16 protein-coding genes are annotated in these 16,638 nt (G+C 52.4%); 10 read left to right on the top strand and 6 right to left on the bottom strand.

Going from position 1 to position 16,638, the window contains the following annotated elements; genetic code table 11:
• Positions 1 to 46: 46 nt before the first annotated feature.
• The 6 genes from rng to csrD form a co-directional block, all read right to left on the bottom strand.
• Entirely contained in the window at positions 47 to 1,516 is a 1,470-nt protein-coding gene (rng, locus tag HGO41_RS22490) for a ribonuclease G (protein ID WP_013577287.1), read from the bottom strand.
• Positions 1,506 to 2,099, bottom strand: a complete 594-nt coding sequence (locus HGO41_RS22485) for a Maf family protein (RefSeq protein WP_013577288.1) — start codon at positions 2,097 to 2,099, stop codon at positions 1,506 to 1,508. The genes rng and HGO41_RS22485 overlap by 11 nt, the downstream gene beginning before the upstream one ends.
• A 7-nt stretch (positions 2,100 to 2,106) precedes the next feature.
• Positions 2,107 to 2,595 (bottom strand): rod shape-determining protein MreD, encoded by a 489-nt coding sequence (gene mreD / locus HGO41_RS22480; protein WP_013577289.1) that lies wholly within the window; start codon positions 2,593 to 2,595, stop codon positions 2,107 to 2,109.
• A complete protein-coding gene (gene mreC / locus HGO41_RS22475) occupies positions 2,592 to 3,599 on the bottom strand; it encodes a rod shape-determining protein MreC (protein WP_013577290.1) in 1,008 nt (335 codons plus the stop codon). Before mreC ends, mreD begins: the two co-directional genes overlap by 4 nt.
• Positions 3,600 to 3,854: 255 nt before the next feature.
• Positions 3,855 to 4,898: a rod shape-determining protein MreB gene (gene mreB / locus HGO41_RS22470; protein ID WP_013577291.1), complete on the bottom strand. Its 1,044-nt coding sequence runs from the start codon at positions 4,896 to 4,898 to the stop codon at positions 3,855 to 3,857.
• Between the two features lie 355 nt (positions 4,899 to 5,253).
• Positions 5,254 to 7,188, bottom strand: a complete 1,935-nt coding sequence (gene csrD, locus HGO41_RS22465; protein ID WP_112151056.1) for an RNase E specificity factor CsrD — start codon at positions 7,186 to 7,188, stop codon at positions 5,254 to 5,256.
• Positions 7,189 to 7,504: 316 nt separating this feature from the next.
• Between csrD and msrP the strand changes: the two genes are divergently transcribed.
• From msrP to dusB, 10 genes are all read left to right on the top strand, one after another.
• Positions 7,505 to 8,506 carry a protein-methionine-sulfoxide reductase catalytic subunit MsrP gene (gene msrP, locus HGO41_RS22460; protein WP_121019659.1) on the top strand — a complete coding sequence of 334 codons (1,002 nt, stop codon included), beginning with the start codon at positions 7,505 to 7,507 and terminating at the stop codon, positions 8,504 to 8,506.
• 18 nt (positions 8,507 to 8,524) lie between these two features.
• Positions 8,525 to 9,127 carry a protein-methionine-sulfoxide reductase heme-binding subunit MsrQ gene (gene msrQ / locus HGO41_RS22455; RefSeq protein ID WP_013577294.1) on the top strand — a complete coding sequence of 201 codons (603 nt, stop codon included), beginning with the start codon at positions 8,525 to 8,527 and terminating at the stop codon, positions 9,125 to 9,127.
• A gap of 241 nt (positions 9,128 to 9,368) precedes the next feature.
• A complete protein-coding gene (gene aroQ / locus HGO41_RS22450; protein ID WP_013577295.1) occupies positions 9,369 to 9,821 on the top strand; it encodes a type II 3-dehydroquinate dehydratase in 453 nt (150 codons plus the stop codon).
• 32 nt (positions 9,822 to 9,853) lie between these two features.
• On the top strand, positions 9,854 to 10,318 hold the full coding sequence (gene accB, locus HGO41_RS22445) for an acetyl-CoA carboxylase biotin carboxyl carrier protein (protein ID WP_013577296.1): 465 nt from the start codon (positions 9,854 to 9,856) through the stop codon (positions 10,316 to 10,318).
• Between the two features lie 11 nt (positions 10,319 to 10,329).
• Positions 10,330 to 11,679, top strand: coding sequence for an acetyl-CoA carboxylase biotin carboxylase subunit (accC, locus tag HGO41_RS22440; RefSeq protein ID WP_013577297.1), 1,350 nt, complete (start codon positions 10,330 to 10,332; stop codon positions 11,677 to 11,679).
• An 85-nt stretch (positions 11,680 to 11,764) separates the two neighbouring features.
• On the top strand, positions 11,765 to 12,007 hold the full coding sequence (locus HGO41_RS22435; protein ID WP_015690529.1) for a YhdT family protein: 243 nt from the start codon (positions 11,765 to 11,767) through the stop codon (positions 12,005 to 12,007).
• Positions 11,997 to 13,442: a sodium/pantothenate symporter gene (gene panF, locus HGO41_RS22430; RefSeq protein ID WP_015690530.1), complete on the top strand. Its 1,446-nt coding sequence runs from the start codon at positions 11,997 to 11,999 to the stop codon at positions 13,440 to 13,442. Before HGO41_RS22435 ends, panF begins: the two co-directional genes overlap by 11 nt.
• Before the next feature lie 43 nt (positions 13,443 to 13,485).
• Entirely contained in the window at positions 13,486 to 14,370 is an 885-nt protein-coding gene (prmA, locus tag HGO41_RS22425; RefSeq protein WP_250981478.1) for a 50S ribosomal protein L11 methyltransferase, read from the top strand.
• A 149-nt stretch (positions 14,371 to 14,519) separates the two neighbouring features.
• The gene (locus tag HGO41_RS22420) at positions 14,520 to 15,272 is read left to right on the top strand and encodes a carbonic anhydrase (RefSeq protein ID WP_225444940.1); all 753 of its coding nucleotides are present in this window, start codon (positions 14,520 to 14,522) and stop codon (positions 15,270 to 15,272) included.
• A 389-nt stretch (positions 15,273 to 15,661) separates the two neighbouring features.
• Positions 15,662 to 16,627: a tRNA dihydrouridine synthase DusB gene (dusB, locus tag HGO41_RS22415; RefSeq protein ID WP_013577302.1), complete on the top strand. Its 966-nt coding sequence runs from the start codon at positions 15,662 to 15,664 to the stop codon at positions 16,625 to 16,627.
• Positions 16,628 to 16,638 lie beyond the last annotated feature (11 nt).

Here is a 16,638-nt window from a genome sequence, read left to right as displayed (position 1 = left end):
ATGGAAACCTTTAACTTCTTGATGCTTCAGACGAATAGCCATCGGATCACATCATGACGACGTCAAACTGTTCCTGACTGTAGAGCGGCTCGATCTGCACTTTCACCTGCTTGCCGACGAAGATTTCTACTTCGGCCAGTGCATGGGATTCTTCTCCCTTGAGCGCTTCCCCTACTGCGGCAGATGCGTAAACCAGGAAACGGTCAGAATCGTAGGCATGATGCACACGCACAATTTCACGCAGAATTTCATAGCAGACGGTTTCAACGGTTTTCACCGTGCCGCGTGCATGACAGGTCGGACAATCGCTGCACAGCACATGTTCGACGCTTTCGCGGGTACGTTTGCGGGTCATCTCCACCAAACCAAGGGCGGAGAAACCGTGAATACCGGTTTTCACGCGGTCTTTCGACAGCGCCTGCTCGAGGCTGTGCAGCACGCGACGGCGGTGATCTTCATTCGACATATCAATGAAGTCGATAATGATAATGCCGCCGAGATTGCGCAGCCGTAGCTGACGGGCAATGGCCTGCGTCGCTTCGGTGTTAGTGTTAAATATCGTGTCTTCCAGATTACGATGGCCGACAAACGCACCGGTATTAATATCCACGGTGGTCATGGCTTCGGTCTGATCGATAATCAGATAGCCGCCGGACTTGAGTTCCACCTTGCGCTCGAGCGCACGCTGGATTTCGTTCTCCACATCGAATAGATCGAAAATAGGCTGCTTGCCGCTGTAATGCTCCAGCTTGCTGGTCATTTCAGGCATGTATTCGCTGGTGAATTCGACCAGCAATTCATACGTCAGGCGGGAGTCAACGCGGATGCGGTCCAGTGCTTCACCGGCAAAATCACGCAGCACACGGTGCGCCAGTGCCAGCTCACCATACAGCTTGCATTTGGTTTTGTTGCGACGCTTGCGCTCCATCACCTTGGTCCACAAGCGTTTCAGGTAGGCCGCATCTTGTTTGAGTTCTTCTTCACCCACCCCTTCGGCTGCGGTGCGAATAATATAGCCGCCGTGCTCATCACAATATTCTGAGACGATACGTTTGAGGCGATCACGCTCGGCTTCGCTTTCAATACGCTGCGACACGCCAACGTGTGACGCACCAGGCATGAACACCAGATAGCGGGAAGGCAAGGTAATGTCGGTCGTCAGACGCGCACCTTTGGTGCCCAGCGGATCTTTCACCACCTGCACCATCAGATCCTGGCCCTGATGCACCAGTTCTGCGATGTCACGCACGTGGAAATTTTTCTGCTCGTCACGCGCCACACATTCGGTGTGCGGCATGATGTCTGAAGCATGTAAAAATGCGGCTTTTTCAAGGCCGATATCGACAAATGCTGCCTGCATACCCGGCAGAACACGGCTGATACGCCCTTTATAAATATTGCCGGCAATCCCGCGCTTGGTCTCGCGCTCAATATGGATCTCCTGCAGAATGCCACCGTCAATGTAAGCCACGCGGGTTTCAGACGGGGTGACATTGACCAGTAATTCAGCTGTCATGTTTTCTCCTAAGCTCGCGTAAGGCAGAAAATTCATTGAGCAGTTCCTGAGTTTCCACCAGAGGAAGGCCCACAACTGCATAGTAACTGCCGCGAATTTCACGGACGAAACAACCGCCCTTTCCCTGAATACCATAAGCGCCCGCTTTATCCATGGGCTCACCGCTCAGAATATAATGTGCAATATCGTCGGAGGATAGTGAACGGAAAGTGACATCGGTCACAACCAACGTATTGAGGCATTCCTGCCTGTCGGCAAACGCAATGGCGGTCATCACCTGATGCTGTCTGCCAGACAATGCCTTAAGCATAACAGCGGCTTGCGCTTCGTCACGTGGCTTTTCCAACACTTTACCGTCGAGGACTACAATCGTATCTGCGCCAAGCACCGGCAAATCCTCTGCCGCGACCGTCACACCGGCCTGTGCTTTATCTTTCGCCAGCCGTAAAACATAATCTTGCGGGGCTTCGTCAGGCTGACGCTCTTCTGCAACCTCAGTCACCAGACGCTCAAAAGGCAGTTCCAGCAAGGCCAGTAATTCACGGCGACGTGGTGACCCGGAAGCCAGATAAAGTGCGGTCATAACATCCTCATTGCACAGCAAACTGACGACGAATTTTACGCATCAGCAGGAACAGCCATGGCCACAGCACACCGTCGACCACACTGCTCCAGAAAACTTCAGGCCGGAACGACACATTGACTACCAGGAATTCTCCCCAGAACACCATGACGTCCACAGCCAGCGAAAGCACCATAACAATCAGCGCTTGTTGCCACAGAGCCAGGTTACGGAATAACTGGAATTTGAACGCGACCAGGTAGGCGGTAATGGCAAAAGCCAGCGCGCGAATACCCAGGGTCGATCCCAGGATCAGATCCATAATAAACCCGACAACAAAACCGGTACCCACGTTGACGCGATGCGGTAATGCCATCACCCAGTAAATCAGGATCAGCATCAGCCATGACGGCCTGAACATATAAATCTGTTCAGGCCACGGCATCACCTGCAATAACATGGCTATTAAGAAGGATAGCCAAATAATCCAGCGTCCGTGGCTCCGGTAGCTGTTCATTGCGTCGCTCCCTGCACAGCAGGCGTGCTAACCGGTGTCGTTACCGTACCCGTTGCCGGTGGAGGAACAGGAGCTGGCGGCCCCATATCTCCCGGAGGTGGCAACACTTGCGGCATCATTTGCATCAGGCGTTCATTGGCCACGCGATGAACTTCATCCGGCGGTAAAGGATGCTCGCCATTACGGTCAGAGCCCCATAGTAACAGCAGGTAACGCAGACGTTGCAGACCGGCGGTCGGACGCGCCTGAATGACGGTATACGCACGCTGATTATCAACTTTAACCGAAGATACAACGCCGACCGGATACCCTTCAGGGAAACGTCCACCCAGACCTGAGGTGACCAGCACATCACCGACACGAATATCGGTGTTGCTTGGTAAGTGTTCAAGTTGTAAGTCATCAGCACAGCCGCTACCGGCAGCGATAACGCGGATGTCATTACGCAGCACCTGAATCGGCAACGCATGTGAAGCATCACAAATCAGCAGCACACGGCTGGTCAGCGCGGCAACAGCGATGACCTGGCCAACAACGCCTTTATCGCTGATGACGGGTTGCCCGATATACACACCGTTGTTGCTGCCTTTGTCGATGACGATCTGATCGCTGTAAGGATCATTGCTGGTGGAGAGAACCTGCGTCACCATTTTGTGCTCGTCCTGACGCAACGGTGATCCCAGCAGCTCGCGCAAGCGAGCATTTTCTTGTTTGTATTGGCCAAGCAGCATCAGGTCGCTGTTTTTCAGCAACAATTCCTGACGCAAAGCGCGGTTTTCAAGTTCCAGCTGGCCACGGGTGGCAAACGTAGAAGAGACCTGATCTAAGAATTCACGCGGGGCATTGGACAAAAAATAGAAGGGACTGACGGCAGTATCCATATAGGTGCGGATTTTAACAAACGTACCTATTTTACTGTCGGCAACAATCAGGACAATGGCCGTGAGAATAGCCAAAAAAAGTCGCAGTTGCAGGGAAGGTCCCCTGCTAAAAATTGGCTTCATAAAATATGCGAGTTCCTCGGCAACAGAAAGTTTCAGCCAGTCGAAGTAAAGACCTCACCTGACAGAAACGGCGGCAATCTCATGGGATAGCCAAAACACTGGCAGAGCTTTATCGCTCAGCCAGTGTTTGCACGGATCCACATTGAACACTGCACACTTCGCGTTGCAGGTTTTACCTGACGGACAACCACCTTCCCGGGCAGACTATTCTTGCTTGCAACAAGACTTGTTTGAATCAGCAAGTCTTCGCAGAGATTACTCTTCGCTGAATAAGTCGCCGCCGTGCATGTCGATCATTTCTAATGCTTTACCACCGCCACGGGCGACGCAGGTCAGTGGATCTTCTGCGACAACAACAGGAATACCCGTTTCTTCCATCAGCAGGCGATCAAGGTTACGCAGTAATGCGCCACCGCCGGTCAGCACCATGCCGCGCTCGGAGATGTCGGAAGCCAGTTCTGGCGGACACTGTTCCAGTGCAACCATCACCGCGCTGACGATACCGGTTAGCGGCTCTTGCAATGCTTCGAGAATTTCGTTGGAGTTCAGCGTGAAACCACGTGGAACACCTTCAGCCAGGTTACGACCGCGCACTTCGATTTCGTGCACTTCATCACCCGGATAGGCAGAACCGATGCTGTGCTTGATACGCTCAGCCGTTGCTTCACCGATCAGTGAACCATAATTACGGCGTACGTAATTAATGATAGCTTCGTCGAAACGATCGCCACCGATACGTACAGAAGAGGAATACACCACGCCGTTCAGGGAGATCACGGCAACTTCTGTGGTACCACCACCGATATCCACCACCATTGAACCGGTCGCTTCGGATACCGGCAGGCCTGCACCGATTGCCGCAGCCATCGGTTCTTCAATCAGGAACACTTCACGCGCGCCTGCACCTTGTGCAGATTCACGGATAGCACGGCGTTCAACCTGAGTTGCGCCGACTGGCACACACACCAGTACACGCGGGCTTGGGCGCATGAAGCTGTTGCTGTGAACTTGCTTGATGAAGTGTTGCAGCATTTTCTCAGTCACGAAAAAGTCAGCGATAACGCCGTCTTTCATTGGACGAATAGCGGCAATATTGCCAGGAGTACGACCCAGCATCTGTTTCGCGTCGTGACCAACAGCAGCAACGCTTTTAGGTGAACCAGCACGATCCTGACGAATAGCCACAACTGATGGCTCATTCAGCACGATGCCTTGTCCTTTTACATAAATGAGGGTATTGGCGGTACCCAGGTCGATGGACAAGTCGTTGGAAAACATGCCACGAAATTTCTTAAACATAACGAAGGGATAATCCTGCTAGCTGGGGGCGAAAAATAAAATCCGCCTACTTTACCAACCACGCGAAGCAGCGACAAGGCGCAAAAACGTCCTGCTTCCGTGAAAATTGTCCGTGATGTCGCCATTCACTTGCGGTGACTTTTTGAGGCTGATGGCACTGCGAAATAATTCTGTCTCGCAGGCTCGGTTTACCTCGGGCAGGCACCCAGGCGAAGTAGCAACACCACACATAAATTCTTACACTTTTACCAACATCTTCCATCCATCTGCGGTCTGAGTACAAACACCGGAAACCAGACAAGGGCGTAGGTCAAAAGCTGGCTCATTCTACGTTAAATAATGCATTAACGGTCACTTAAACATCGCGGTTGTGTGAATATTTTTTACCGACCGGTTCAACAGGCTCCGGACCGGCAAAAAAATCGCCCTGCCCGCCGTGGATCCCGCTTTTCAGCAGGACAGCCCACTCCTCTTTTGTGCGCACGCCAGAGGCAAATACCAGCGCCTGAGTCCCTTCGCATGCACTGAGTAAGCTTTGTACAAAGAGCTGATTTTCAACCCTTTTATCAATATCACGCACTAACCCCGGGTGAAGCTTAACTCTCTCCACCGGGAAAGTTTTCAGATAGGAGGTGCTGACCACCGTCAGTCCGGCTTGCGAAACGGCCAGACGACAGCCCAAACCCTGTAACAATCTGATCGCAGGACGCAGGCGGTCGGTATGTTGACAGAGATCCGCCTCAGCAAGTTCAATCAAAATTCGATTTCGTTGTGTTCTTTCGCACTGCAGCAAGGTATCGCGCAGCCAGCGAACAAATGAGCGCTGCAATAATGAATCAACCGTCAGGTGAAATGCTAACGTTTCATCCGGCCAACGGTTAAGTAACGGAATAATCTGACTTAACATGACCCGGTCAAAGCTTTGCGACAACCCGAACTGAACCACCAGCGGGATAAACTCCGCAGCCAGCAGTTCCTGCTCGCCGTCGAAGACACGCCGCTGCACCTCACGGTGATCCGGTTTGTTGTCCCGGGTGAAAGCGGGCTTCTGATAAAGACGCGGGCCGCCGCGCGCCAGCGTATTTTCCAGCAGGGTCCGCCAGCGCACGCTGCCGCGACCTTTTTCCGGCACATTTTTATCATAGATAAACCAGCTGTTACTGCCCTGAAACGCCGCATGTCGCGTCGCCTGCTCGGCCATGTCCATCACCTGATCCGGCGTCTGACCGAAACGGTAGGCGCTGATACCGATGTACATCAGCGCATCGCGGTCAATTAGCGACGAGGTCGGCAGGACGCCGAGCGCATTGACTAATTGTGAGGCCATCACTTCCGCTTCCTTTAAGGTGCGGTGTGGCAACAGCACGGCAAAATCACTGTGGAAATAACGTGCCAGCAGCGCATCAACATGGCGCATCACGAACGTCGATAACAAATTCACCATCGCCGAACGCAGTTCTTCGACCACTGCCTGACCGTGCGTTTCGCGCATGGTGTCGAAATCCGGCAAGCGCAGTAACATCAGCACACCGTGCGCACCCTTTTCTTCCAGCTGCGTCGCAAGCTGATTATCAAAGAACAAGCGGTTACTGAGGCCGGTTTGCGCGTCCTGCTGAGCATAAGCACGGATCAAGGTATCCACGCGGCTGCGCTGCTCACGTGCTTCATTCAGATCCCCCAGCAGACGATCTATTGCACTGCTGGCAGAATGCGGCCATTCGCCCACATGACCGGACAGCCCTTCCCGTTCACCGCGTAATATTCTGACCGCGCGGTCTTCCAGCTTTTCCACACCGTCCGTTTCCTGACGTAACCAGCGAAAACTGAGCAGCAGCATAGCGAGCATGACCAGAATGGCGATCCCAATCGTGAACGTAGAACGCAGGGAGCGGATGTAACTGCTGACAGGATCAACATAGGAAATGTGCAGCGACATGGCGTGGTTGTGCATCAGCGGGATAATGGCAGTGTCATATTCCGGCATCACGCTGTCCCACGAGCGGTGTACATCCGGACGCTCGTGGTATTCAAAAACGGTGGTGTTATCAAGTTTGACTTCGATATCCGTGACATCAAGCATACGCATAGCCTGAGGCATCCAGCGTTGGGCATCTGCGGGGGGATGCGTCAGTAATGCCTGATCATAAGTCGTGGCAAGTGCCTGAAGATGTTGTTCGGTATCTTGTTTGTTCAGATAGATAAAGCTGAAAGTGACGCCAAGCAACATCAGTAACATTGCCAGCGCAACTAACATCGTCATCAGTGCCGATAGTCTGGTAGTAAATCGCATCCCTGTGCCTTACTCGCTACGGTGAGGGGGAAACAAACCCTTTCTCTGAGCTTGCCACGAAAAAACGCCGCTACTATAAAACAGAAAAATGCGATGAAAGGAGAAATTTTCGAAAGAGTCATTCGCATACATTCATAGCATAGCAATACAAAAACCAATCAATTCGTAATTCTTATATAAATGGTAAACGCCTCCTCAATGCCTGCGGCAAAATGCGCTTTTTTAGCGTGATATCTCGCAAAGCGTCCGGTTTCACGCCATGCTTTGTTTATAACCATAAAAATGAATCACGAAAATGAGAATGCCGGAGAAGGCTATGTTCAAACCCCGCAAACTAACCGAAGCAGACGTCACACCCGAAAGTATTTTTTATGACCGGCGCAAAGTTTTACAGGCACTGGGGATCAGTGCCGCGGCACTCGCTGTTCCCCAAAATGCACGCGCAGATATCCTTTCCTGGTTCAAAGGCCATGACCGCCCTGCCGCGCCCGCCGGTAAACCGCTGGATTTCACCAAACCCGCTGCTTATCAAAATGACCTGACACTGACCCCCGAGGACAAAGTTTCCGGCTACAACAATTTCTATGAATTCGGGCTGGATAAAGCTGATCCGGCCGCCAACGCCGGGCAACTGGTTACCTCGCCGTGGAAATTAACAATAGAAGGCGAAGTTGCTAAACCGATGACGCTGGATATGGATGACATCATGAAGCGCTTCCCGCTTGAGCAACGTATTTACCGGATGCGTTGCGTCGAAGCCTGGTCGATGGTGGTGCCGTGGATCGGTTTTCAGCTGAGTGCGATTCTCAAACTTGCCGAACCGACCAGCAAAGCGCGTTATGTCGCGTTTACTACCTTATATGACCCGGAACATATGCCGGGGCAGAAAGACCGGTTTATCGGCGGTGGACTGAATTACCCGTACGTTGAAGGATTGCGTATAGATGAAGCGATGAACCCGCTGGCGATGATGACGGTCGGCGTTTATGGCAAAGCACTTCCGCCACAAAACGGCGCGCCTATCCGCCTGACCATTCCGTGGAAGTACGGTTTCAAAGGCATCAAATCCATCGTGAACATCAAATTTACTCAAGATGAGCCGCCGACAACCTGGAACCAGATTGCCTCCAACGAATACGGGTTTTACGCCAACGTGAACCCGCATGTGGATCACCCGCGCTGGTCGCAGGCAACGGAACGGTTTATCGGTTCCGGCGGCTTACTCGACGTGCAACGCCAGCCGACATTGCTGTTCAATGGTTATGCCGGGCAGGTAGCATCGATGTATCACGGTATGGATTTACGTAAGTTCTATTAAGGAAGAGGCGGTTCAGTTATGCGTCGTTTAAGCCCTGCCAATATTACCGGGTTGAAAGTGATCATCTATCTTTGCGCCATTTTGCCTTTTTTCTGGATTGTGCTTTCGATTAATCAGGGCGGGTTCAGCGCCGATCCCGCCAAAGATATTCAGCATTTTACCGGTAGGATGACTCTGAAATTTTTGCTGGTGACATTACTGGTCACGCCCGTCGCACGCTATGGCAAACAGCCATTACTGATCCGCACGCGCCGTTTGCTGGGGTTGTGGTGTTTTGCGTGGGGAACCTTGCATCTTCTCAGCTATTCATTCCTGGAGCTTGGGATCAACAATATCCGCCTGCTGGGAAGTGAACTGATATCGCGCCCGTATCTCACCCTCGGTATCATCTGCTGGATCCTGCTGCTGGCACTGGCCTGCACCTCCACCGTGTGGGCACAACGCAAAATGGGATCAACCTGGCAAAAGTTGCACAACTTCATTTATCTCATCGCCATACTTGCGCCGATCCACTACCTTTGGTCGGTAAAAGTGCTGTCGCCACAACCGGTGATTTACGCAATACTTGCCGTCATCTTGCTGGCATTCCGTTATAAAAAATTCCGCCAGTGGCTGCGATAAGCCGTGGAACTTTTGGCCCGGTTGCCCCTCATAATTTCGACAATTGCACCCACGTTGACCGGCCGAGGGTTGATTATCTTCGCTGATAAGACCAGTATTTAGCTGCGAATTGCCACGATATCATTATAATGCCCGACCTCATGCCGAAGAGACGGGCCGATTTGCCGCGAAATAGGTGACAAACCGGTGACATCAGGGTATTTTCTACAATCTTTGTCTAATTGCCGGAGATAGGCTCACAATGGCGCATAAGTTTGACATTTTGCTACTGAACGGTCCTAACCTGAATTTGTTAGGCACCCGTGAGCCTGAAACGTACGGACACACCACGCTCAACGATATTGTTAAGGGTTTGGAAGTGCAGGCTGCTGCTGCTGATGTAGCACTGAGCCATCTGCAATCCAATGCAGAACATGTCCTGATTGAACGTATTCATCAGGCACGCGGAAATGTCGATTTCATCCTGATCAATCCCGCGGCCTTTACCCATACCAGCGTGGCGCTGCGCGATGCATTACTGGGGGTGTCGATTCCGTTTATCGAGATCCATCTGTCGAATGTACATGCCCGCGAAGCGTTCCGGCACCATTCCTATCTTTCCGACATCGCAGTGGGCGTTATTTGCGGACTTGGCGCAGATGGCTACCACTTTGCATTACAGGCAGCGGTTAACCGCTTGTCAAAAACCCACTAATTTCTACGCAAAAAGAGTACGGAATCACACCCATGGATATTCGTAAAATTAAAAAACTGATCGAACTGGTTGAAGAATCAGGCATTTCTGAACTGGAAATTTCTGAAGGCGAAGAATCAGTACGTATCAGCCGTGCTGCACCTGCGCAGGCTTATCCTATGATGCAACAGGCTTACGCTATGCCTGTACAACAACAGCCAGGTCTGGCTGCTGCGGTTGCGCCAGCAGCTGCGCCTGCAGAAGCAGCTCCGGCTGCAATCAGTGGCCATATCGTTCGCTCACCGATGGTAGGCACCTTCTACCGTACGCCAAGCCCGGACGCTAAAGCCTTCATCGAAGTGGGTCAGAAAGTGAACGCCGGCGATACCCTGTGTATCGTTGAAGCGATGAAAATGATGAACCAAATCGAAGCAGACAAATCCGGTGTTGTTAAAGCAATTCTGGTAGAAAGCGGCCAACCGGTTGAATTCGACGAGCCGCTGGTCGTCATCGAATAACGAGGCGTACCATGGTAGATAAAATTGTTATCGCGAACCGCGGCGAGATTGCTCTGCGTATTTTGCGTGCCTGTAAAGAAATGGGCATCAAAACCGTTGCTGTGCACTCTACCGCTGACCGTGACCTGAAACACGTGCTGCTGGCAGACGAAACCGTCTGTATCGGTCCTGCACCTTCAGTAAAAAGCTATCTGAACATCCCTGCCATCATCGCTGCGGCGGAAATCACTGGCGCGGTGGCTATCCACCCGGGCTACGGTTTCCTGTCCGAGAATGCTGATTTTGCAGAGCAGGTTGAGCGTTCTGGTTTTATCTTCATCGGCCCGAAAGCTGAAACTATCCGCCTGATGGGTGACAAAGTTTCTGCGATCCAGGCGATGAAAGCGGCTGGCGTACCTTGTGTACCTGGCTCTGACGGCCCGCTGGGCGATGACATGGATCAAAACCGTGCCTTCGCAAAACGTATCGGCTATCCGGTCATCATCAAAGCTTCTGGCGGCGGCGGCGGTCGTGGTATGCGTGTTGTACGCGGCGACAAAGACCTCGAACAGTCCATCAACATGACCCGTGCGGAAGCTAAAGCAGCTTTCAACAACGACATGGTTTACATGGAAAAATACCTGGAAAATCCACGTCACGTGGAAATTCAGGTACTGGCTGATGGTCAGGGCAACGCCGTTTATCTGGCTGAACGTGACTGCTCCATGCAGCGTCGTCACCAGAAAGTCGTTGAAGAAGCGCCAGCACCGGGCATCACGGAAGATCTTCGTCGTTTCATCGGCGAACGTTGTGCCAAAGCCTGTGTGGATATTGGCTACCGTGGCGCAGGTACTTTCGAGTTCCTGTATGAAAACGGCGAGTTCTTCTTCATCGAAATGAACACCCGTATCCAGGTTGAGCATCCGGTTACCGAGATGATCACCGGTGTGGATTTGATCAAAGAGCAGCTGCGCATTGCGTCCGGCCAGCCACTGTCGATCAAACAAAGCGAAGTGAAAGTCAAAGGCCATGCGGTGGAATGCCGCATTAACGCGGAAGACCCTAACACCTTCCTGCCAAGCCCAGGCAAAATCACCCGTTTCCACGCACCTGGCGGCTTCGGTGTTCGTTGGGAATCGCACATTTACGCAGGCTACACAGTGCCTCCGTACTACGATTCCATGATCGGTAAACTGATCACTTACGGTGAAACCCGTGAAGTGGCCATTGCCCGCATGAAAAATGCGCTGGCAGAACTGATCATCGACGGCATCAAAACCAACATTGAACTGCAAATGCGCATTATGGACGACGAGAATTTCCAGCATGGTGGCACTAACATCCACTATCTTGAGAAAAAACTCGGTTTGCAGGAAAAATAAAAAAGACCGTACCGTTGCGTACTCTCTTATCAAGGCCGGATATTCCGGCCTTTTTTACGTTTTGAGGGGAGACAAGTAAATGGCGTTGGACAAACGTTTCTTACAAGCCAACCGTGAAGCCCGATGGGCTTTTGGGCTGACGATTGCTTATCTGCTGGCATGGAGTTTTGCCGCCTATATTCCTGACGATAAACAGGGCATCACCGGCCTGCCGCACTGGTTCGAAATGGCCTGTCTGCTGGTACCGCTGATATTCGTTCTTTTAAGCTGGCTGATGGTTCGCGTGATTTACCGCGATATTCCGCTGGAGGACAGTCATGCAGACTGAAGTCTTATTGCCACTGATTGCCTATTTGCTGCTGGTTTTCGGGTTGTCTGTTTATGCATATACCCGCCGCGAGCAGGGCAACTTCCTGACTGAATATTTCCTCGGCAACCGCTCCATGGGCGGCTTCGTGCTGGCCATGACCCTGACCGCCACCTACATCAGTGCCAGTTCCTTTATCGGCGGCCCCGGTGCCGCCTACAAATTTGGCCTTGGCTGGGTATTGCTGGCAATGATTCAGTTGCCTGCCGTCTGGCTTTCACTCGGCGTACTGGGTAAAAAATTCGCCATTCTGGCGCGCCGCTATAATGCGGTCACGCTGAACGACATGCTGTTTGCCCGCTACCAGAGCCGTCTGCTGGTCTGGCTGGCAAGCCTGAGTCTGCTGGTGGCATTTCTGGGCGCGATGACCGTTCAGTTCATCGGTGGTGCACGCCTGCTGGAAACAGCAGCCGGTATTCCTTACGACACCGGACTGCTGATTTTCGGCATCAGCATCGCGCTGTATACCGCGTTTGGCGGCTTTCGTGCCAGCGTGCTCAATGACGCCATGCAGGGACTGGTGATGCTGCTCGGCACCATTTTACTCCTGATCGCTGTCATTCACGCGGCGGGTGGCCTGCACAGTGCGGTGGATAAGCTCCAGCAAATCGACCCGAAACTGGTATCCGTGCATGGCGGGGATGACGTCCTTTCACTGCCGTTTATGGCTTCTTTCTGGGTTTTGGTGTGCTTTGGCGTGATTGGCCTGCCGCATACCGCCGTGCGCTGTATTTCCTACAAAGACAGCAAAGCGGTACACCGTGGCATTGTGCTCGGCACTATCGTGGTCGCCATTTTGATGCTTGGTATGCATCTGGCGGGTGCGCTGGGGCGTGCCATTTTACCTGATCTGAAAATTCCCGATCAGGTGATCCCGACGCTGATGATCACCGTGCTGCCGCCCTACGCCGCCGGGATTTTCCTCGCGGCACCGATGGCCGCCATTATGTCGACCATCAACGCGCAGCTTTTGCAATCATCTGCGACTATCGTTAAAGACTTGTACCTCGGTATTAAACCGGAACAACTGGCTAACGAGCGCAAGTTAAAACGCTTCTCAAGCTGGGCCACCTTTATACTGGGATTACTGGTCTTACTGGCCGCATGGCGTCCGCCGGAAATGATTATCTGGCTGAACCTGCTGGCGTTTGGCGGGCTGGAAGCGGTGTTCCTGTGGCCGCTGGTGCTCGGTTTGTACTGGGAGCGGGCGAACGCCACGGGCGCACTGAGCTCAATGATTGTTGGCGCGGTTTGTTATACCCTGCTCGCCAGTATTGACCTGCATATTGCCGGTCTGCATCCGATTGTGCCGTCGCTGTTGCTGAGCCTGCTGGCGTTTTATACCGGCAATAAGTTTGGTAAACAGCCACGCGAAAACGTACTCAAGCCGTCCTGATCGGGCGGCACTGATTTTACAGATTGTTAAGAAGAGAATGGCTATGCCTTGGATCCAACTGAAAATTAATACCACCGGTAACGACGCGGAAACGCTGAGCGACGCGCTTATCGAAAGTGGCGCCGTGTCCGTAACGTTCCAGGACACCCACGATAATCCGGTCTTCGAACCGCTGCCGGGCGAAACCCTGTTGTGGGGTGATACCGACGCCATCGGCCTGTACGATGCGGAAACCGACATGGACGAAGTGATCGCCATGCTGGAAAACGAACCTCTGCTGGGCAAAGGTTTCGTGCACAAAATCGAACAACTGGAAGACAAAGACTGGGAACGCGAATGGATGGATAACTTCCACCCGATGCGTTTTGGCGAACGTCTGTGGATTTGCCCGAGCTGGCGCGATGTGCCGGATCCGAATGCCGTGAACGTGATGCTGGATCCGGGACTGGCGTTTGGTACCGGCACCCACCCGACCACCGCGATGTGTCTGCAATGGCTCGACAGTCTGGATCTGACCGATAAAACCGTGATCGACTTCGGTTGCGGTTCCGGCATTCTGGCGATCGCCGCGCTGAAGCTGGGTGCAAAACACGTGGTTGGGATCGACATCGATCCGCAGGCGATTCAGGCCAGCCGCGATAACGCCGAACGTAACGGCGTATCAGAGCGTCTGTCGCTTTATCTGCCGAAAGACCAGCCTGATAACCTGTCAGCCGACGTGGTGGTCGCCAATATTCTCGCAGGCCCTCTGCGCGAACTGGCGCCACTGATCAGCGTGCTGCCGGTAGCAGGTGGCCATCTGGGGCTTTCCGGCGTACTGGCCAGCCAGGCGCAAAGCGTAGCGGATGCCTATAAAGACAAATTCGAACTGGATCCGGTGGCCGAGAAAGAAGAATGGTGCCGTATAACCGGTGTTAAAAAAGCCTGATGTCAGCCTCCCGCTTTTTCTGTTTGTTTGTGCAGAAAGAGCGGGTTTCCCCCCAAAATCCTTTTCCGGCCTTTTCCCGTATTTCTCCTGCCGCCTAAACCCCTTACACTTCGCAAGGTTTATTACTCAGCAAATGAAAGGGATAACTCTTGAAAGGAACAATATTGTCTGCCGCGCTGGCTGCACTTACGCTGTCAGTTTCTGCACAACCCGCCTTCGCAAACGAAGCGCCACATTGGTCATATGATGGCGACGCCGCCCCGCAAAACTGGTCAAAACTCAGCCCTGACTTCCATCTGTGCGAGCAGGGCAAAGCACAGTCGCCTATCGATATCAAAGAGGCGTTAGAGGTGCACCCTCGCCCGCTTAAACTCAGCTATCAGTTACCGCCGGTGAATGTCATTAATAACGGCCACAGCGTGCAGGTGAATGTTCAGCAGGGTGATTTTGCCACGCTGGACGGGGATAAATTCGTCCTCCAGCAATTCCACTTCCACTCTCCGAGCGAAAATACCCTCAACGGTAAATCTTTCCCGATGGAGGCGCATTTTGTTCATATGGATGCTGACGGTGAAATTGCGGTGATTGCCGTAATGTTTGAAACCGGCAAAGCTAATGCCGAGCTGGAAAAAATCTGGCAACAGATGCCGGAAAAAGCGGGCGAATCTGTCACGCTGAAAGAGAAAGTCAGTCTTGATGGCCTGCTGCCCACCGATCTGACGCATTATCGTTTCAGCGGATCGCTGACTACGCCACCTTGTACAGAAGGCGTTCGCTGGCTGGTCGTTAAACAACCTCAGACGCTGTCTGAGGCGCAGTTGAAGAAATTCCAGCATGCGATGCATCATGCGAACAATCGCCCGGTACAAGGACTGCATGGCCGCGTGGTAGTGGCAGAGTAATTCCGTACTGCAGATTAAGGTGCAGAATCTGTTTCTGCATCTATTTGTCTTGTTTGTTCACCTTTCTGAAAATGAGTCACTTTTTAACCAAAAGACGATCTGCATCACAGAATTTTGTGGTTGTTGCTGCTTAAAACGTCAGATCTCCCCTTAGAATCAACTGTTATAACCGGATGATTCAGAGAGTTATTAGGAATTTGCCCAAGCGCACAATTTGACCGAAGTCACATAACTCAATGTAAAACCACGATAAAAAAACAAATCGTCATGAACTTCAGCGCTGACAAGACATTTTCTTATCAAATTGCTCAAAGTTTGGCCTTTCATATCGCAGCGAAAATGCGTAATATACGCGCCCTTGCGGACATCAGTATGGTCATTCCTAGTTCATGCGCATCGGACACCACCAGCTTACAAATTGCCTGATTGCGGCCCCGATGGCCGGTATCACTGACCGACCATTTCGTGCCTTATGTCATGCGATGGGGGCTGGAATGGCAGTATCTGAAATGCTCTCCTCCAATCCGGAGGTGTGGCGGACGGATAAGTCACGTTTGCGCATGGTACATAACGATGAACCGGGGATCCGCGCCGTGCAAATTGCCGGTTGCGACCCCGAAGATATGGCGGCTGCTGCACGAATTAACGTGGAAAGCGGTGCGCAAATCATTGATATCAATATGGGCTGCCCGGCCAAGAAAGTGAACCGCAAACTGGCAGGTTCTGCATTGTTGCAGTATCCGGATTTGGTGAAACAAATCCTGACTGCCGTTGTTAAGGCGGTAGATGTGCCAGTCACGTTGAAAATTCGTACTGGTTGGGCACCGGAACACCGTAACTGTGTACAAATTGCCCAATTGGCTGAAGACTGTGGAATTCAGGCCCTGACTATTCATGGCCGAACCCGTGCCTGTCTCTTCAATGGAGAAGCAGAGTACGACAGTATTCGGACAGTTAAGCAGAGTGTTTCCATTCCGATTATCGCGAATGGCGACATAACTGACCCGCATAAAGCCAGAGCGGTGCTCGACTACACCGGAGCTGATGCTCTGATGATAGGACGTGCCGCTCAGGGGAGACCCTGGATCTTCCGGGAAATCCAGCATTATCTGGACACAGGGGAGCTGTTACCTCCACCTCCTATGGGTGAGGTTCAGCGCTTGTTAATAGGGCACGTACGGGAATTGCACGACTTTTACGGTCAAGGCAAGGGATTCCGTATCGCCCGTAAGCACGTTTCCTGGTATCTCCAGGAGCATGCCCCAAATGACCAGTTTCGGCGCTCCTTCAACGCCATAGAGGATGCCAGCGAACAGCTGGAGGCGTTGGAAGCATATTTCGAAAATCTTGCGTAACAAAAAAGAGC

Source organism: Rahnella sp. CG8, assembly GCF_023701875.1.
Lineage (GTDB): Bacteria > Pseudomonadota > Gammaproteobacteria > Enterobacterales > Enterobacteriaceae > Rahnella > Rahnella aceris.
Note: the sequence above shows the minus strand (reverse complement) of the source record. Positions and strands in the feature narration are given on the sequence as shown.